16 protein-coding genes are annotated in these 19,680 nt (G+C 34.9%); 9 read left to right on the forward strand and 7 right to left on the reverse strand.

Annotation, left to right across the window (positions count from 1 at the left end; genetic code table 11):
* Window positions 1-75 precede the first annotated feature (75 nt).
* Window positions 76-450 (forward strand): cytochrome b562, encoded by a 375-nt coding sequence (locus CKV78_RS03405; RefSeq protein ID WP_005762085.1) that lies wholly within the window; start codon window positions 76-78, stop codon window positions 448-450.
* A gap of 87 nt (window positions 451-537) precedes the next feature.
* Here CKV78_RS03405 and uspE read toward each other — a convergent pair whose 3' ends face one another.
* The 4 genes from uspE to ftnA (CKV78_RS03425) form a co-directional block, all read right to left on the reverse strand.
* Window positions 538-1,473 (reverse strand): universal stress protein UspE, encoded by a 936-nt coding sequence (gene uspE / locus CKV78_RS03410; RefSeq protein WP_032855129.1) that lies wholly within the window; start codon window positions 1,471-1,473, stop codon window positions 538-540.
* A 122-nt stretch (window positions 1,474-1,595) separates the two neighbouring features.
* The gene (locus CKV78_RS03415; protein ID WP_211205009.1) at window positions 1,596-2,354 is read right to left on the reverse strand and encodes an FNR family transcription factor; all 759 of its coding nucleotides are present in this window, start codon (window positions 2,352-2,354) and stop codon (window positions 1,596-1,598) included.
* Window positions 2,355-2,664: 310 nt separating this feature from the next.
* Window positions 2,665-3,165 carry a non-heme ferritin gene (ftnA, locus tag CKV78_RS03420; protein ID WP_005762089.1) on the reverse strand — a complete coding sequence of 167 codons (501 nt, stop codon included), beginning with the start codon at window positions 3,163-3,165 and terminating at the stop codon, window positions 2,665-2,667.
* A 17-nt stretch (window positions 3,166-3,182) separates the two neighbouring features.
* The gene (ftnA, locus tag CKV78_RS03425; RefSeq protein WP_005762090.1) at window positions 3,183-3,668 is read right to left on the reverse strand and encodes a non-heme ferritin; all 486 of its coding nucleotides are present in this window, start codon (window positions 3,666-3,668) and stop codon (window positions 3,183-3,185) included.
* 427 nt (window positions 3,669-4,095) lie between these two features.
* Here ftnA (CKV78_RS03425) and CKV78_RS03430 point away from each other — a divergent pair, with 427 nt between their 5' ends.
* The 5 genes from CKV78_RS03430 to cysB all read left to right on the forward strand — a co-directional run bounded on the left by CKV78_RS03430 (window position 4,096) and on the right by cysB (window position 9,105).
* Window positions 4,096-5,169, forward strand: coding sequence for a 3-deoxy-7-phosphoheptulonate synthase (locus CKV78_RS03430; RefSeq protein WP_005762091.1), 1,074 nt, complete (start codon window positions 4,096-4,098; stop codon window positions 5,167-5,169).
* 11 nt (window positions 5,170-5,180) lie between these two features.
* Complete coding sequence (gene tyrA, locus CKV78_RS03435) at window positions 5,181-6,311, forward strand: bifunctional chorismate mutase/prephenate dehydrogenase (RefSeq protein WP_032855259.1); 1,131 nt, start codon at window positions 5,181-5,183, stop codon at window positions 6,309-6,311.
* 110 nt (window positions 6,312-6,421) lie between these two features.
* On the forward strand, window positions 6,422-7,045 hold the full coding sequence (locus CKV78_RS03440) for an L-threonylcarbamoyladenylate synthase (RefSeq protein ID WP_005762093.1): 624 nt from the start codon (window positions 6,422-6,424) through the stop codon (window positions 7,043-7,045).
* 112 nt (window positions 7,046-7,157) lie between these two features.
* A complete protein-coding gene (gene rluB / locus CKV78_RS03445) occupies window positions 7,158-8,087 on the forward strand; it encodes a 23S rRNA pseudouridine(2605) synthase RluB (RefSeq protein ID WP_407946522.1) in 930 nt (309 codons plus the stop codon).
* 46 nt (window positions 8,088-8,133) lie between these two features.
* Entirely contained in the window at window positions 8,134-9,105 is a 972-nt protein-coding gene (gene cysB, locus CKV78_RS03450) for an HTH-type transcriptional regulator CysB (RefSeq protein WP_005762095.1), read from the forward strand.
* Between the two features lie 95 nt (window positions 9,106-9,200).
* On the opposite strand, the gene CKV78_RS03455 is transcribed toward cysB, so the two are convergent.
* The gene (locus tag CKV78_RS03455) at window positions 9,201-14,936 is read right to left on the reverse strand and encodes an alpha-2-macroglobulin family protein (RefSeq protein ID WP_032855133.1); all 5,736 of its coding nucleotides are present in this window, start codon (window positions 14,934-14,936) and stop codon (window positions 9,201-9,203) included.
* 189 nt (window positions 14,937-15,125) lie between these two features.
* Between CKV78_RS03455 and dapD the strand changes: the two genes are divergently transcribed.
* Both dapD and CKV78_RS03465 read left to right on the forward strand, forming a co-directional pair.
* A complete protein-coding gene (gene dapD / locus CKV78_RS03460; protein ID WP_005762098.1) occupies window positions 15,126-15,950 on the forward strand; it encodes a 2,3,4,5-tetrahydropyridine-2,6-dicarboxylate N-succinyltransferase in 825 nt (274 codons plus the stop codon).
* 156 nt (window positions 15,951-16,106) lie between these two features.
* On the forward strand, window positions 16,107-17,189 hold the full coding sequence (locus CKV78_RS03465; RefSeq protein WP_005762099.1) for a DUF7821 domain-containing protein: 1,083 nt from the start codon (window positions 16,107-16,109) through the stop codon (window positions 17,187-17,189).
* 36 nt (window positions 17,190-17,225) lie between these two features.
* Here the strand turns inward: CKV78_RS03465 and tehB are convergent, their stop codons facing one another.
* Complete coding sequence (gene tehB / locus CKV78_RS03470) at window positions 17,226-18,086, reverse strand: SAM-dependent methyltransferase TehB (RefSeq protein WP_005762100.1); 861 nt, start codon at window positions 18,084-18,086, stop codon at window positions 17,226-17,228.
* 344 nt (window positions 18,087-18,430) lie between these two features.
* Between tehB and cspE the strand changes: the two genes are divergently transcribed.
* Window positions 18,431-18,640 (forward strand): transcription antiterminator/RNA stability regulator CspE, encoded by a 210-nt coding sequence (gene cspE / locus CKV78_RS03475; protein WP_005762101.1) that lies wholly within the window; start codon window positions 18,431-18,433, stop codon window positions 18,638-18,640.
* Between the two features lie 58 nt (window positions 18,641-18,698).
* Here the strand turns inward: cspE and CKV78_RS03480 are convergent, their stop codons facing one another.
* Window positions 18,699-19,382 carry a DUF7424 family protein gene (locus tag CKV78_RS03480; RefSeq protein WP_005762102.1) on the reverse strand — a complete coding sequence of 228 codons (684 nt, stop codon included), beginning with the start codon at window positions 19,380-19,382 and terminating at the stop codon, window positions 18,699-18,701.
* Window positions 19,383-19,680: the final 298 nt, after the last annotated feature.

The raw sequence follows: 19,680 nt of genomic DNA on the forward strand, positions 1-19,680 counted from the left end.
TATTAGGCAGTGCAACAATTGGTATTTTATAAGTAAATTGTTGCAATATTTTATTTTATCCTGTTGGAGAACATTATGAAAAGATTAAAACAAATATTATCAATCGCACTATTTACTTGTGTGCTAGTGGGCACGGCAAACGCACATGTACGTACTGAAATGAACCAAATGAAAGGTGCTGCTAGTGCTTTAACTCAAGCGAGTGATGTAATGGCATTTGAGAAAGCTGCAATGGAATTACGCGCGTTAGCAGTGCAGTCTTCAGAGAAAAAACCAGCGAGTATTGATAATGATGAGGATTTCAAAGGTTATCAAGTTGGTATGCAAGAATTTATCACTGTGCTAGATGAAGCGACAAAACAAGCTAAGTCTGGTGATCTGGAGGCTGCAAAAGCAACAAGTAAAAAATTATTTGATATAAGAAATGAATATCATAAAAAATATAAATAACGGATTTTAAATCAAAAGAAAATAGCCTGTTTTGACAGGCTATTTTTTATTAAAATTTTTCTTTAAAATTGACCGCACTTTATAGGCTTAACTATCTTGCTTTTGGGGTTTAATAGCTAATAAATTACAACTTAAGCGATTAATAACATGCTCTGCAGTATTACCAAGGAAAGCTGCTGAAAGACCGGTTCTTCCAATTGTGCCTAGTACGACTAATTCTGCTTCTAACTCTTTTGCTACTTCAGGGATGACTTCTTCAGGAAATCCTTCTTTTACATGAGTATGATCTTCATCAATCCCAAATTGTTGCCGTAATGCTTTCATATTAATTAGATATTGGCCACGAATATTTTTTTCATATTCACCACCGTTAAACTCAGGCAGGTCAATTGCCATATTAACTGGTGTTGGAGGATATGCTGTGACTAAATGTACATTACCACGTTCTAAATTAGAGGCAAGGTCAATACCTAATGCAACAAGTTGTTGGTTTATCATACTGTGATTACGATCCTCATCATCGTCACTGGTATTGACTGCAATTAAAATGCGTCTTTGATGTTTCCAATCCCCATCTCTTACCATTAACAAAGGTGTAGGGCATTTACGTAAAAGTTGCCAATCCATAGGAGTAAAAATCAAGGAAGTAATGCTTTCTTCCTCTTTTGTGTATTTCACTACTAAATCATAAGCGTTTTTTTCCACTTCAGCGGCAATGGCTTCTGCTTCATTACTGTGCCAAATCACTAAAGGTGTGAATTCAATGTTTGGATCAGCATATTTTTCCAAATAAGGTTGAATTAATTGTGTGCGTTGTGTAATAACACCACGATGCATTTCTTCACGTTCTTCGGAAGAAAGTAGCGCAGACATTTCATAGGAGAGATCATAAACAGCCAAAAAGACTGTAATGTGAATCTTTTGTTCACTCTTTTGTTCCTTTACTAAACGAACCGCTCTTGCTAAAGCATATTGTTTTTCATTTTCAGGATTAAGAACGACCAATATATTGTTAAATTTCATAACAACCTCCATTTTTGATGTACTACTAATAGGATAGAGAAGATTCTTTGAAATGACAAGGGAGGATTTTAAAAAGAAAAAGGCGCAATGTTATTTACGCCTATTTAACTGCTTAGAAGAGTTTAAATTCCCATTCGAATATTAGTTTTCATTGTCCCGGATAACTCAATGAGTTCATTCATATTGTTGATAGTTATGTATTTTCCTTGTACAGAAAGGATACCCATTTTTTGTAGACGACCTAGTAAACGACTAATAGTTTCGACGGTTAAGCCAAGATAGTTACCAATATCGCCGCGAGTCATTGTTAAACGGAATTCTCTGGGTGAGAAGCCTCTAGCTGAATAACGGCGAGAAAGGTTGTAAATAAACGCAGCTAGACGTTCTTCTGCATTCATTTTTGAGAGTAACAGAATCATTTCTTGATCATTTTTTATTTCATTACTCATCAAACGCATAATTTGTTGACGAAGTTTAGGCATTTTACCAGATAAATCATCCAAAATATCAAATGGAATTTCACACACCATTGATGTTTCGAGTGCTTGTGCAAAACTTGGATGCTCCATATTCATAATGGCATCGAAACCCACTAAATCCCCAGGTAATTGAAAAGAGGTAATTTGTTCTTCACCAGTTTCACTTATAGTATAAGTTTTAATTGTGCCAGAACGAATTGCATAAAGCGATGTGAGAGGATCACCAGCTTTAAATAAAACTTGAGATTTTTGTATTGGCTTTTTACGCTCAATGATATTATCTAGCTGATCTAGTTCATGTTCATTGAGTGTAAAAGGAATACAAAGCTGGCTAATACTACAATCTTGGCAATGTATTGCACAGCCACCAGATTGCACTTTGCGCCCAATTTTAGTATCCATTGAGAAAACTTTCATTTAATCCTCTAAAAATGCCGAGAAAATAACTTAAACTTGATCTACCTCAAATAATATCATTAAATGTTAAAATTAAGAAGTATTAAATAGACTGAAAAGGAATAAAAAATGGCCGCAGAGAAATTGACCAAGAAACGTTTAATCCAAATCTTGGTGATGCTATGTATTTTGATTTTTCTCTTTTTTTACCGCACTTATAACTATTAGAGTTTCAACGACAATTTTCAATGAGAAATTAGACGTTTCACACTAAAAAAGGACGCAATAGCGCCCTTTGATATCAATGTGTTGCGAATTATTTAACGGTGTTTGCAGCTTCACCGAGATCTTTATCAATTAAGAATAGACCTTTGCCATCTTCACCAAGTAAGTGAAATTTATCAAGAATACCGCTAAATAATTTTTCTTCTTCGTGCTGTTCAGCCACATACCATTGTAAGAAGTTAAATGCAGAGTAATCTTTTTCTTCAAAAGTTTTCCCTACAAGTTCATTAATTTTTTCTGTAATTAACTTTTCGTGACGGTATGTCATTTCAATCACTTCTTTTAATGATGAATATTCATGTGCAGGAGCTTCAATTTCACCGATGATTGCTAATGCGCCAGTCTCATTTAAATAGGTAAACAATTTCCGCATATGTTGCATTTCTTCTGCTGCGTGTGCTGCTAAGAATTTTGCCGTGCCATCGAAACCATTTTGTTCACACCACGCACTCATTTGTAAATATAAATTGGAAGAATAGAATTCTAAATTCATTTGATCATTTAATAGCTTGATCACATTTTTTGATAACATCGTTTTCTCTCCTACAATTATAATGTCGATAAATCACGGTCAATGAAATACAACGAACGACCATCTTCGCCTAATAAGTTAAATTTGTCGATGATACTATTAAATAACATTTCTTCTTCGTGTTGTTCAGCTACATACCATTGTAAAAAGTTAAAAGTTGAGTAGTCTTTATTAGAAAAAGTCACTTCAACTAACTCATTGATTTTTGAAGTGACAAATTTTTCGTGTTCTAAAATAATTTCAAACACTTCTTTTAAAGAAGCATAGTTATTTTTTGGTGCTTCAATTTTACCTAATAATGGCATACCGCTTGTTTCGCTTACATAAGTAAATAATTTATGCATATGTTCCATTTCTTCATCAGCGTGGCGTAATAAGAATGCTGCCGCACCTTGATAACCGTTATGTGCACACCATGCGCTCATTTGTAAATAAACATTAGAAGAATAGAACTCTAAATTAATTTGTTCGTTTAGCTTATCTGCGATGTTTTTATTTAACATAGCTAACTCCTTTGTTTGGAATGTTAAGAAACCGTAAAAATAGATTGATATTTAACCTATAACTGAGACAAATTGTATAGTTGTTATTGAGAATAAGCAAGTTGTATTTTGTTTATTTTGATTATAAATATATAATTTATAATGACTTTTTAACAAAAAGCATTCTCATTTAGATGTGGTAATTGAAAGAGATTATCACTTCTGCTTTTACAATAAATATTAACAATTATAAAACAAGAACATAGCCAAAATACTCATAAAAAGTGCGGTCCATTTTGTCAGAATTTATTGCAAATTGGTTGATTAGGTTATTGAACTCTTGTTTTATTTGGTGTAATTTAATTTATACACAATTGTAATAAAATGTTTACAATGTTGATTTTTTGATGTGTACTCTGTTTGATAATTGTTACTGAAGGAAGAAATAATGAATAAAGACAGTATTCATAATGTCAATATCGTTGGTGAAAAAGTGTTAATTACGCCTAGTGAGTTGAAAGAAAAATTGCCACTAACTGCTGTACTTCGTCATCAAATTGAGCAATCTCGCCGTGATATTGCGAATATTATTCATAAAAAAGATCCAAGATTGCTAATTGTCATTGGTCCTTGTTCCATTCACGATACTGTGGCTGCATTAGAATATGCTCAGCGTTTAAGAGTGTTAGCAGAAGAATTAAAAGATACACTTTATATTGTTATGCGTGTTTACTTTGAAAAACCAAGAACCACTATTGGTTGGAAAGGTTTGATTAATGATCCGAAAATTGATGGCTCTTTTGATGTGGAACGGGGTTTACATATTTCTCGGGATCTTTTGTTACAGCTAGCTGAAATAGGATTACCTTTGGCAACAGAAGCCTTAGATCCAATTACGCCACAGTATATGGCAGATTTGTTCAGTTGGTCAGCTATTGGTGCACGTACAACAGAATCACAAACCCACCGTGAAATGTCATCAGGTTTGTCCATGGCGGTAGGTTTTAAAAATGGTACAGATGGTAGTTTGTCAACAGCAATTAATGCAATGAAAGCCGCATCAATGGGACACAGTTTTATTGGTATTAATCAACAAGGGCAAGTGAATTTATTACATACTGCAGGTAATCCGCACGGTCATGTGATCTTACGTGGTGGTAAAATGCCAAATTATCAAGCTGAATTTGTTCAACAATGTGAAAGAGAACTTGAACATGCAGGCCTAGAAAGCGCTATTATGATTGATTGTAGTCATGGTAACTCAAATAAAGATTATCGCCGTCAACCTATCGTTGCAGAAGATGCTTTACAGCAAATTGTTGATGGAAATCAGTCAATTATTGGCTTAATGTTAGAAAGTCATTTGTTTGCGGGAAATCAAAGTGCAGAGCAACCTGTGAGTAAAATGAAATACGGTGTTTCTATCACTGATGCTTGTATGGATTGGGATACTTCAGAGAAATTATTGCGTCAAATGGCTAGAAAACTGAAAAGAATTAAATCAAATCAAAGTAAGCAATGAAGGAAGGCGTAGTGGAAGCTTTAGTAGAATTAAGAGATAAAATTGATCAAACTGATCGTCAATTATTACAACTTTTGGCAAAACGTCTTGAATTAGTAAGACAAGTCGGTGAAGTAAAACATCGGCACGGCTTACCTATTTATGTGCCAGAGCGAGAATTGAGTATGCTTCAAGCAAGACGTGATGAGGCCGAACAATTAGGTATTTCTGGTGATCTTATTGAAGACATATTACGCCGTGTAATGCGTGAGTCTTACACTCGTGAAAATCAGTTTGGTTTTAAAACAGTAAACAGTGACATTAATAAGATTGTCATTGTGGGGGGGAAAGGCAAACTTGGGAGTTTATTTTTACGTTATTTTGCTTTATCAGGTTATTCTGTTTCAGTATTAGAGAGAGATGACTGGGGAAATGCTGGTGAGATTTTAGAAAATGCAGACGTAGTTATCGTATCTGTGCCAATATCTTGTACTATCGAAACTATTGAGCGACTTGCCCCTTATCTCACTGATAATATGCTATTGACAGACTTGACCTCAATTAAACGTGCTCCGTTAGAGAAAATGTTAGAAATACATAAAGGGGCTGTATTAGGCTTACATCCTATGTTTGGGCCAGATATTGCCAATATGGCAAAACAAGTGATTGTCCGCTGTGATGGACGCTTCCCAGAACGTTATCAATGGTTATTAGAACAAATGCAGATGTGGGGTAGCCGTTTATATCAAGTCAGTGCTGAAGAACACGATAAAAATATGACTTACATTCAAGCATTACGCCATTTTTCAACCTTTGCGAATGGATTGCACTTATCTAAACAACCCATTAGTCTTGCAAAATTATTGGCGTTGTCATCACCTATTTATCGCCTTGAATTGGCTATGATTGGAAGACTATTTGCACAAGATTCAGCGTTATATGCAGATATTATTTCAGATAAGCCTGAAAATTTGGCTGTCATTGAGAGTTTAAAACAAACCTATGAGGAAAGTCTGAAGTTCTTTATCAATGATGATAAAGAGGGTTTTATACATAGTTTTGAGCAGGTTAAAGCATGGTTTGGTAACTATTCAGACGTATTTTTGAAAGAGAGCCGACAATTACTGCAGCAAGCAAATGATGGCCGTGATATTAGCGAATAAATAAATACTAAAACTTAGATTACCTTCAAATTTTTTGACAAAAAACAATCCCTCTTTTTATGCAAAAAGTGTATAATAAATTCTCATTTTTTGTATAAAGAGAGTGGATAATGAGTCAATTTTTCTATATTCATCCTGAAAATCCACAAGCAAGATTAATTAATCAAGCAGTCGAAATTTTACGACGTGGTGGAGTGATCATTTACCCAACTGATTCTGGCTATGCGTTAGGTTGCATGATTGGTGATAAGCACGCAATGGATCGTATTGTCCAGATTCGTCAATTACCTGAAGGACACAACTTTACCTTAGTGTGTAGTGATCTTTCTGAATTATCAACTTACTCTTTAGTGAATAATACAGCATATCGTTTAATTAAAAATAATACACCAGGACGATATACCTTTATTCTTGCTGCAACAAAAGAATTACCACGTCGCTTGATGACGTCAAAACGAAAAACCATTGGTATTCGCGTACCAGATAATCAAATTGCATTGGATTTATTAAAGGCATTAGGCGAACCAATTCTATCCTGTTCTCTGATGTTACCAGGAGAAGAGTATATTACTCAGTCTGATCCGGAAGAAATCCGTGATCGTTTAGAACGCCAAGTAGATTTGATTATTCACGGAGGTTATTTAGGACAAGAACCGACAACAGTGGTTGACTTGACCGAAGATACTCCCGTGATTTTGCGTGAAGGCAGCGGTTCTATTACACCATTTATTTAATAAAGACGCTTGGGAAAGCGACAATAGAGGAAATATGAGATCAAACAACACAAATTCTCGTCAAAATCGACCGCACTTTAAAAAAGAAGAAAGAAAAAAAGTCGTTAATAAAATGATAAAAACAACTTCTCTAAAAAAGGAAGATGAGAAAAGCTCGGTAAAAAATACGGTGAAAAAACCAAAAGTTGAGGGAGAAAAACTACAAAAAGTCTTAGCTAGAGCGGGACAAGGCTCACGTCGTGAAATTGAAGCAATGATTGCGGAAAATCGAGTGAGTGTTGACGGCAAAATGGCAACTTTAGGTGACCGTATTGATGTGCGTTCTGGCGTTAAGGTACGTATTGACGGGCATATTGTAAATTTAATGCATGCACAAAAAGAAGTGTGCCGTGTGTTAATGTATTATAAACCTGAAGGTGAGCTTTGTACTCGCCATGATCCAGAAGGTCGTGCAACTGTATTTGATCGTTTGCCTCGTCTAACTGGTTCACGTTGGATTGCAGTAGGTAGATTGGATATTAACACATCAGGTTTATTATTATTTACTACAGATGGAGAGTTGGCTAACCGTTTAATGCACCCAAGTCGTGAAGTGGAACGAGAGTATTCTGTACGTGTTTTTGGCCAAGTGGATGATGCTATGCTTAATCGCTTGAAAAAAGGTGTGCAGTTGGAAGATGGACCTGCAAACTTCAAGGAAATTAAATTTGCCGGAGGTGTAGGAATGAACCAATGGTTTGATGTTACGCTAATGGAGGGACGTAATCGTGAAGTTCGTCGTTTATGGGAATCTCAAGGTGTTCAAGTAAGTCGCTTAATTCGTACACGCTATGGCAATATTTCGTTAATGAAATCGTTACCTCGTGGTGGGTGGGAAGAAATGGATTTAACCAATGTGAATTATTTAAGAGAACTTGTTGGTTTACCACCAGAAATGGAAACGAAGCTTGATGTCACGAAACCTCGTCGTAGAGCGAAAACAAGTCAAATTCGTAAAGCAGTTAAACGTTATACGGAGTTGAGTAAACGTTATAAAAAATAAATTTTTTCTTTCTTAGTATATGTGAGTCTACAAAAAGGGAGCGAATATGAAGATCCAGCAACTACGTTACATTGTTGAAATCGTTAATCAGAATTTAAATGTTACAGAGGCCGCCAATGCGCTTTATACTTCTCAACCAGGTATTAGTAAACAGGTTCGGTTATTAGAAGATGAGCTCGGTTTAGAAATTTTTGAGCGAAATGGTAAACATATTAAATCGGTAACACCTGCTGGAAAGAAGATTATCGCAATTGCGCGTGAATTGCTGGTGAAAACACAAAGTATCAAAGCTGTGGCGAATGAGTATACTCAACCTAATCATGGCGTACTACGTATTGCGACCACCAATACACAAGCACGCTATGTGTTGCCGCCTGTGATTGAGCGTTTTTCAAAACAATATCCTGATGTTAGCTTGCATATTCACCAAGGTTCGCCTACACAAATTTATGATGCGTTACTTTCTGGGGAAGTGGATTTAGCTATTACAACGGAAGCTCAGTACTTATTTGATGATGTAGTATTGCTACCTTGTTATAAATGGAATCGTTCTGTTATTGTGAAACCCGATCATCCATTATCAGAATGTAAAAATCTAACTATAGAAGAGCTAGGTAAATATCCGCTAGTGACTTATACATTTGGCTTTACTGGTGTTTCAGATTTAGATTATGCGTTTAACACTGCAGGTATTTTGCCTAATATCGTATTTACTGCAACAGATGCAGACGTAATTAAAACTTATGTTCGCTTAGGCTTAGGTGTGGGTATTATGGCATCGATGGCACATACCAAAGATGATACAGATTTACTTGCAATTGATGCGCATCACTTATTTAACTCAAGCACTGTGCAAATTGCATTTAAACACAGTACCTTCTTGCGTACCTATATGTATGACTTTATTAATTATTTTTCACCGCACTTAACTCGTCAAGTGGTTGAAAAAGCAGAGAGATTACGGGATAATAGTGCAGTAAAGCGCTTGTTCGAAGGGATTGAATTAGAAACTCGTTAATATTTTAGACAATCTCAATATCTAAAATCACTTTATTTTAAGTCAAAAAGAATGCCCAGATTTGATACTGGGCATTTTGTTTATCTGAAATATGGTTATTTTTCCACTTTAATTTGTTTTTCTTTTGCAGTATATGCTTTAATCGAACGATCATACATACTTTCTGCATAGGCTGGTGGAATTTGGTAAGTACCTGCATTCACCGCTTTTAATTGATAAACAAATGTATTGGATTCACTGCTAACATCACCATAGCTAATAATGCGATCTTCTCTTAGCTCATAATGTGTTGGTGACCAATATTCTGTTTCACCTTCTTCAACATCGGATTGCCAGATAACCTCAAAGCCAGCAGGGTAGAGGTCAGTAATCACAACATCAGAAACAAAGTCAGATGCAGTACGCACTTTAACAGTCACATTGATGACATCACCACGTTTCACGCTAGTCACTGGCTTACCGTCTTTATCGGTATAAGTGCGGTGAATTTCTAAGCCGTTTGATAATGCTTTCTCATCAGCTTGTTGCGGATAACCTTGTTGGCTTAATGCGAACCAAACCGGTTGTTGGCTTTGGTTGATAAAGCTTACATCTGCTTGGTTATCTTTTAATTCAGCTAAGCGGAAAATGCCTTTATCTTGATCTACGTCTTGATTGGCTACTTGGATCTTCAAGTTAGCCACTTGTGCTTGGTTGTGTTGACCATAAGCATCCAATGCTAATAATACCATTGCAGAAGAAAGCGTATTATAACGTTGTTGGTTTAAGTCTTGCGCAATTCGCTCAATTACCACATCACCTACTTTGTTCAAATGTTGTGGAAAATGACGAGCGATGACATACAACATTGTGCTATCTTTAATTAATGGGTCATTGTAATTCTCGTAAGCCCAATTTTCTTTACGTGGTTTATTGAGTTGTTTTAACGTAAACTCAATTAATGCATTTGCTTGATCATCTTGTTTCAACATTTTGTATGCTGCTGCAAGCCAAGCGGTGCTTGAGTCATTTTGCCAATCCTCAGGCTCAAAGTTATGTTCTAACGCAGAACGGATAGACATTAACGCATTTGATGGCACTTGACCTAAACGAGTGAGTAGATAGGCTGAATATGCACGATCACGTAATTCACTTAAGCTACCTTCACTTTCTTCAGTGCTTTGTGCTTCAAGGGCTTCAATAGTTTTATTAAATAAACCATATTGACCAAACCATGCTTTTGGTAAGCGAACTTGACGCTCTTGTGCTTCAATTAAGAAATGGCTGACGTACGCCGTCAAGAAACCACCTTCCACATCTAAATTATTCCACACACCATAAGCGCCAAATTCATTTTGACGGCTTGGTAGTATTGATAAAAGTTTATCAAGTGCGGTCTGAATTTCTGCAGAATTTGCACTACTTAATTGTTTATCATTTACAAATGAAAGAGTTTTAAATAAAGGTTGATATTCTTTATTTTGTGCAAACAAGAGCGTTGGTATTGCTGCACTTATCATTTGTTCTGTGCAATAGTTGTCATATTGTGCTAAGTAAGTCGCAATACCTTGTGTTAATGCAAGTGGTACAGGCGACATTAATGCATGTTGTTGACGATATTGGGGGAATAGCATGACTGGTAATGTTTGTGTTACCTTTTCACCTGCATCAATACGACCAATTTTTGTGACAAATTGTTGTGTCATAATTGGACGCACAGAGAGGCTCATATTACGAACAACATTAGCAGTTTGTTGTTGCTCATTTTGGTAAGTAGCAGTGACTTTAATATTTGCTACACCTAAGGTATCTGTTGCTTTTAAACCAAAACTGACAACACCTTCAGACATTGCGGCGATATCGACAATTTTCTCTTTCTCACCTTCAATTGCAACTTGAGGGTCGCTTTCTACTTTAACAGTCACTCTTTGTGCCATTTTCGTATTATTCGCAATGGTTAAGTTCATTTCAGATTGATCCGTTGGTGTTAAGGTCAACGGCATATTTGGAGAAAGGATTAAATCACTACGTACAACAGTGTTACTTTCAGCTTTACCAATCTGGTTACCTTTTTCACTCACGGCAATTGCCATCACTTTTAAGTTACCGTTAAATGATTCCGGTAGTTGATATTTCACAGAAGTATCACCGTTGAGATCAATGACATCTGACCAATAAGCTACTGGTTTATCAGCTTTACGTTTGAATGGGTTTGTATTGGCCATCGCTAATTTTGCCATAATGCCCATTTCTTCACCTATATCACCACCAGTTTGAGCAAAGCGCATTACTTTACTAAATTCAGGTAATAACAAGTCTAAAATTTGTGAGGTTTTCACTTGTAGTGCTGGTTTTGGGAAAAAGTAGCGTAGTGGGTCAGTAAATTTATAACCTGATACTTGCAAAATACCTTCATTTACTGCATACACAATAGCTTTACCAGGCTTATTGCTGCTTAATTTAAACTCAACAGTTTCTCCAGCTTTCACCATTTTAGGAGCATTAAGTGTCAATTGTAGACGGCGATTATCCACATTGACACTGAACGGTACTACGCCATAACTTAATGGACTTGAGAAGATGCCATCAGAATCAATATCACGGGAGAATTGAACATTAATATAGCCACTGCCCTCAAAATTCTCTGGAATTTGAATTCGTTGTATAGAGCTATTTGTGGTTGCATTAAACCATTTGTATGCATAGACACGATCGCGTTCAATAGTGATTAAACCACTGCCTGCATAAGGTGCTTGAATAGCTATTTCAATTTCTTCATTTGGTTGGAATTGTTTTTTGTTTAAGCGCAATTTCAATTCAGTGTTCTTATCCATTGAAACAGCCATATCTTTATTACCTACAACGGTATAATAAATACGGTTTACTTCTTGATCGTGTTCATTGGTTAAAACTAACACAAAATCGCCGCTCTTTTGTGTATTAAGTTTAAAGTCTAAACCACTTTGTGAGAGGTTAATTGGTGTTTGCTCCACTTCAGTTTCAGCTAATTGAGACTCATATTTGTAAGCGCCAGAGCTTTGCTGTGTTAATACAGAAACATAATTACGTGTCATTAAGGTGGCTTTCAGTTTTTCAACTGTAACAGCCTCAAGTTTTGGATTAATTGCAAGGAAATGCACGCTTTCTTCACTATTTTGTTTTAAATAAGCCAAATCATTTTGATTTTTATAACCTAGTAACCAAGGTTGTGCAGAAACCATGATAGATTTAACTGTTGATACTGAACGACCACTTTCATTTTCAAATCCATCGGCAGTGAAATAGAGCATTTGTGTCGTATTTTCTGCATATTGGCTTAAATCAATAGGGAATTCAGCAATGCCGTGAGCATCAGTTTTCTGACTGTTGAGCTCAGTTTCATATAAAATTGATGATTTATTACGCTGGTTATCGAAGAAGTGATAATCCTTATATTGGCTGAATTTAGGTAACAATGAATGTAATACTAAATTGGCATTAACATTTCGATTTTGTGCTGGCGTACCAAATAAATTGGTTACATTAACGGTAGCGACTAAATCAGACGGTGACACCCAACCATCTACGTGTGATTGATTAAATGATGCTTTAATTTTTAGTGTATCAGGTTGGAATTCTTGTACCTGGAAGGTATTTGAACCAATTGAGATTTGATTGTTTTCATAACTGATTAATAAATCCACAGACCATTCACCCGTTTCAGCATTTTCTGGTAGGTTGAAACTCACAGAATTTAGACCGCTCTTATCTAAGCGAAGAGTATGGTTGAATACAGCAAAACCACTTGGTGAGACTACACTCAATTGCAGTGGTACATTCGTTAGTTCTGTTTTCCAATCCAGTGATTTAGTCAACGCTCCAATATGAACAGTCTCACCTGGGCGATAAATGCCACGGTCATTGAATAGATAAGATTTTAAGCTCGCCTCGCTTTCATCAACCATTACACCATCAATATCAAAGCGTGAATAATCAAGATTACGGCTATATTGGTTAATTGGTAAGAACGACATTTGATCTATCGTTGTAACGAGGTACATCACAGGGTAGTGGGATTTAGTATAATTCTCTAAATTACCGAAAGTGACCATTCCATTTTCATTGGTATAAGCTTTCTGTATTACATCACCATTACGACCAATAATGGACACATTAGCACCTAAGACTGGCATTCCAGAACGGATAGATTGTACAAAGATAATCTGTGAACCATCAGTAGCTTTTTTTGCGATTATGCCCAGATCGCTGACAACAACTAAACGATAATCGGTATATTGATTTAGTTCATCATTACGCCAATCCTCACTTTGAGAATTATCTACTGTGTTTAAATTATCAGGCTCTTCATCATAACCAGTTACCTTCACCCAATACACACCACCTTGTTTAGTTTTTGGATCGTTATTAATAGATTCTGCTAAATTAGCACTAAAATAGCTTGCTTCTTGTGGTTTCTTATTGTTGATTGTGTAAGTTTTAGTTTTGAAGGTTGCAATATGATCAAATTTCAATCCCTCTAAGCTTGGATTTTGGAAGTCACCAGAGTTTAATGCAGCAATGTGACGTAATTGTTCTGCTTGAACTTTACCAACTTCTAATTGTACGTGTTTGAAGTTACGTGCGCTGAATGTTAAACGCTGATCACCAAATGTAGATAATAACGAGCCTTTTCCTACAAAGCCGACATATTTCGGATAATTTGGTGCACAAACTACTTCACCTACAGGTTGTGATAATTGATATCCGCCCATCGCAGAAATATTGTTTGTTACATAAAGATATAGGCAACGTTTATCTGGCACATCAATACGGAAGTTATGTACATTCGAATAAGTAGTCGTATTTGGAATATAGTCGAGTTGAATTTCTTCTGCGTTATTCAATACTTCTTGTGTAACTTGGTTGAAATACCACACTTTACCTTTTTTGGGGTTTTCTTTCGGGAGTAGGAATGCACGCAAGTTCTCCATTACTTCTTTTCCTCTTACTGAGTGGTTGAAGTTCAAACGAAGAATTTGTTCAGCAAGATTTTTTTCATTATTTACAATAGAAATATTGCTGTTTAAGGAAAGGCTAAATTTTGTAGGCACTATAACCTGATTAACTAAGTCCTCTTTTAACTCATTCTTACCCCAAAGTGCGGTAAAATTTTTAAGAATTTTAGTTTCAATCACTTGATTATTACTGGTAGCAAGATTGATGTTATCAGAACTAATCCACGCAGATAAATCATTTTCAGAGTAACGTATTTTGAATTTGAGTGGTGAGATAGTGCTATACGTTTTATCTTGATTTTTACGCATCAAATTAACTTGAATGCTTTGTTCAAACTTTTTGCGATCAACTGGGTGGCTAAAATTTACTTGTACGATACTTTGACGAATATGTGCCTGATTTGGATCTTGATAAAATTCGGAGTTTTCAATATTTGCTGAAAAAGGTGTTGTTTCAACCGTAATTGGTTGTTTAACAGCCTGTTTATATCTGATTTTGGGATTGAGTATTTTATCGTTGAGATAAATTTTATAGTGCTCACCTGCGACCCAATCATTTTCAGGTTGGAAAGTTAGCATTGTATCGTTCTGCCATTTCCAAGTTCCTCGAATTTCAGGCTCAATCTTCACATCTTTTAATGGTTTATTCATCATTTCAAGTGGTGCAGCTGATCCAGAAAAGGTCAATACGAGAGGATAAACTTCTTTAGGACTTGCAAAATAGTTGGTTGGCTCAATAGGATTGACTGTGAATCCAATCGCTTGTGGATCATCCTTTACTGTATTCTCATCACAGCTTGTAAGAGTAAAGATCATTACAAATATTGTGGTGATGGCATACAACGTTTTTTTCAGCATAATATGCTCCTTATTTTTACGCATTTTTTCGATTTTACTGAAAGTTCATTATTTCTTCAATCACTGTAAATTTTATTTCTCAAACGTTTTAGCATAAAAATCGATTTTTCTTTTTAAATTAAAAGATGAGTTTTAAAATGAAATATGATAAAAATAGAAGTTTAGTTTTAACCCATTAAGGAAAAGAAAATGTCATTACAAAATATTATTGAAGCAGCTTTTGAAAAACGTGCAGAAATTACCCCAAAAACAGTGGATGCACAAACTCGTGCAGCGATCGAAGAGGCTATTGAAGGCTTAGATAGCGGTAAATATCGCGTTGCAGAAAAAATTGATGGGGAGTGGGTGACTCATCAATGGTTAAAAAAAGCAGTTTTATTATCATTTCGTATTAATGACAATGAATTAGTCTCTGGTGGAGAAACTAATTATTACGACAAAGTGCCAATGAAATTTGCTGATTATGATGAAGCACGTTTTCAACAAGAGGGTTTCCGTGTTGTACCACCAGCGGCTGTGCGTAAAGGTGCATACATTGCTAAAAACACTGTCTTGATGCCATCTTATGTCAATATCGGTGCACGTGTTGATGAAGGCACAATGGTTGATACTTGGGCTACTGTAGGATCTTGTGCACAAATTGGTAAAAATGTCCATTTATCTGGAGGTGTTGGTATTGGTGGTGTGTTAGAGCCGTTGCAAGCAAACCCAACAATTATTGAAGATAATTGTTTTATCGGTGCGCGTTCTGAAATTGTAGAGGGTGTGATCGTTGAAGAAGGTTCAGTGATTTCTATGGGAGTATTTATCGGTCAATCTACTAAGATTTATGATCGTGAAACAGGTGAAATTACTTATGGTCGTGTGCCAGCAGGTTCTGTGGTAGTTTCTGGTAGCCTCCCATCTAAATGTGGCAAATACAGCTTATATTGTGCAGTCATCGTGAAAAAAGTTGATGAAAAAACAAGAGGTAAAGTTGGTATTAATGAATTACTACGTACAATTGATGAGTAGTGAGTCTATATTACTAGCTTAAAACTTAATTAAAACTGACCGTAGTTTACTTAAGAAGAGTAAAGTGCGGTTAGTTTTTTGTTAGCTTATTTGCAGTTAGTATGCTAATTCATTGTACGACACTGAACAGTATGATTTTTTATATGAGGGTAGATTATGTATGATCATATCTTAAATGCATTAATTAACATTGAAGCATATTTAGATAATGAGAGCTACAGTGTTGAAATACCTAATAACCTATTTAAAACAGACATTTTGCTTGATTACTATTATTATCCAACGCATTTTGTTGATGTCGATGATGATGAAAAAGAAATGATTGTACTCACCTTAGCAGATGCAGGTTATACAGATCATTATGATGCTTTAGCCGAATTGTTATGGAAAGTAAATATAGAACCTGTTCCTAAAACAGAATTAATTGATGGCAATAATTATTGTTTTATTATGATCAGTTTTGGTACAGCACCGATTCAAGCATATTTGAAAGCAAAAAAAGCAAAATATGAACAAGTGACTTTCTTTTGTACACCTTATACTGATCGGCAAGGAGATCAGCGCTTTAAAATTTTAGTTGTGCCAAATAAATTTGGTAGCATTTTTGAAGAGATGAAGCATGCTCGTAGCTTAGAAATAGACAGTGAAGAAAAATTAGATCAAACATATTGGTCATTATTAGAACAGGCAATTGGACAGATATGTCAATTTCTTTCTATTGAGGCAGAAGGTTTTTCCTTACCAGAAATGCCACTTAAACAAAAAAACTTGGAAGCCTATTCATTGTATTTAGAACAGTTTTGTCAATTGACAGGGATTCAAAATATAGAGGGGTTTAAAGCGCGTTGGATCGACATTCAACAGCAACAAAAACAGTTAATTCAGCAAGTGAAAGATGAAGGTTTTTATGGAACCGTCAAGCCTCATTTTTTAAATTATCGCTTTCTATTATGTGAATATTTAACTTCAACATATGAAGACCATTGGCAAATGGATTATGAGGAATTAGTTAATTATCTTGCTAAATATCAAGATAAACCTTTTGAATTTAATGAAGAAGAGAACTTGCAGCTTGATGAGCTTGCTAGAAAATTTGAAACAGGATCAAATTATAGTTTATTAGATATTGAAACCTGTTTAGAAAGTTACTGCTTTTTACCCTGCCTAAAAACGGACGTAGAAACAGTACTGAGTCTAGCAGAAATTTTAGATTTCCCAATCCGAAAATTAGGAGATTAAAGGAAATAAAACGCCCTAGTAACAGGGCGTTGTTGCTTATTTTTTCTTTGCTAGCATAGTCACAAATTTCATTTTAATTCGATTACCATTTTCATCAGTTTTATGTAATTCACCCATTTCTTCATTATATTTAATCAACTCCCAATCTTGATAATATTGTTTTAATTCCCCTGCTTTAAATGTAAAAGAAAAAGGTATTGGGCAAGGCACATCATCGGTAGACATTGCTGCAACAATTAAATTATAACCACCAATATTAGTATGGCTTTGCATATTTTCAATAATCTGTGGAACTCGGTCACGATTTAAGAACATAAAGACTACAGTAGAAAGAATAAAGTCATAGTTTTCTTGAATATTGGCTGAATTAATATCATAAAGTGCGGTCTGAATTGGCAAATTTTCTTTTTCAGCTGTGTCAGTTAAGAATTTAATACTATTTTCATTATGATCCCAAGACGTGACATTGTAACCTAATAGACTCAAAAAGAGGGAATTTCGACCCTGACCACAACCTAAATCTAACACTTTGCAAGGTTTTAATATTTCGACCGCACTTTTTACTTCTGAGTGAGTAGGAGTCATATTATATTTTTTACTGAAGAAATCTTCTTTTTTACAATAAAATTCCAGATAACATTCTAAATCGTCAGAAATAGGTTCGACTTTATGCCAGACTTGTGGTTCAACTAATGGAATGTCACTTTTAGAGGTAAAAAAATGTTCACTTACAACTGTTCCGTCTTCTGTTAACTCGTAGAATTTGAGTTGCCCCCTTAAAATAGTAAGTTTTCCCCAAGTTCCTACTTTTGTATTGTGTTTTTCTTGAAACATTTGTGGTAAAGATTTTGCTGTCCAAACTGGCATTTTTTTATAACAAATTAGTTCATTTTTCATAACTTACCCTTTGATATTTTTAATAGTTGACTCAAAAAGTAGGATAATGAAAAAGTTTTAGAAAAGCAAGGTATTGGAAAAAAATCCACATTTATAGGTAGAGCTTTTTTAACTCTATGAAAAATAGTTGTAAATATAGTTTGCTTTAATTATGGTAACGTGTTCTAATGCTTACCGCTAAACCCGTCTTTATATAAGTTAGTTAGTACAGTTCTTCCTCATTTACAAGCGTTATTTGTTACTTGAAAAGCACTTTTACTCTTTCTATTTAAGTAACAGTTATTAGCACTACGCTTGATTCAAGCATGATATCTTTAAATTTTAATTCATAAGAGGAAGACAAAATGTCTAAATTCAATGGTACAGTAAAATGGTTCAATTCTGATAAAGGTTTTGGTTTCATTACTCCAGCAGATGGTGGTAAAGATTTATTCGTACATTTTTCTGGTATTATCGGTACAAGTTACAGAACATTAAATGAAGGCGACCGTGTGCAATATAGTGTACAAGATTCACAACGAGGACCTTCAGCAATCGATGTACAAGTTATTTAATTAACTGCTGGATATAAAAATCCCCCAACTATTTAGGGGATTTTTTGTTTTTAGAATTTTATTTATTTGATTTTTCTAATACTTCATCCAAATCGAAAGGTGAACTTAATATGACGGTTTCGCCAACATCTTCATATACCCATAAGGCATCGGCAGAGGCGTTAGAAAGTTTAAGTTTTAATTCTTCTTTTGGTTCTAATGTTACGTTTTCAAGTGTTACTGGAGAATCATCAACATAAGCTGAGTAGACGTTGAATTCGTGTTTTACATCAGTGTCGTTTTTCAAGGTAACTAAAATATTGAAATCCAAGTTATTGATAAATTCATTTTCCACAAAACTACGGATGTTTTTAGCTAATTTTGGGCTTGTTCTAACATTCATTTGACGGTACTTATAACTATAAATACTCACATCATTTTTCAGCTCAGATTCATTTTTCATATTGCCAATATCAATGGGGATCTCAAAGCTAGCAAAAGAATCGAACTGTTTAGAAAAACACTCTTTATATTTAGCTTGTGTGAAAACGGTAGGAATTTTTTGTTGAATTTTGGTTAAATCTTCTGATGGTTTTCTTGAGTCTTCATGATCGTGACAAGATGTAATTTGCACATTTAATGTAGCCGATTCGGTACGAACGGGATCGTTTAATAGCGATTTAAGAGAAACGTCTTTTTCAATTTCTGTTTTACACGCTGTTAAAGCGAACACACAGCAGGTAAGTAAAAATAGCTTTTTCATATTTTTCCCCTATAGTTTGTTATATGGAATTAATGTATGAATAAATGAATCAACATTGATGAATTAATGAATATGCTGAAACAGAACCCAACATTGATTGTACACAAATTACTCTCAAATAACAGTATCTGAAACTATAAAATAGTTAATTTTTATATGCTAGTTGTAGCAATATAAGCAGAAATGTATAAATAAAGTCTAGCAATAAATTATGCTATTTATTCATATAAACAGAAAAATTGCTAGTGGATGTGTATATAAAAAATTCTATATAATACTAATCCCTTTTCTCAAATTT

It is taken from the genome of Pasteurella dagmatis (assembly GCF_900186835.1).
GTDB classification, from domain to species: Bacteria; Pseudomonadota; Gammaproteobacteria; order Enterobacterales; family Pasteurellaceae; genus Pasteurella; species Pasteurella dagmatis.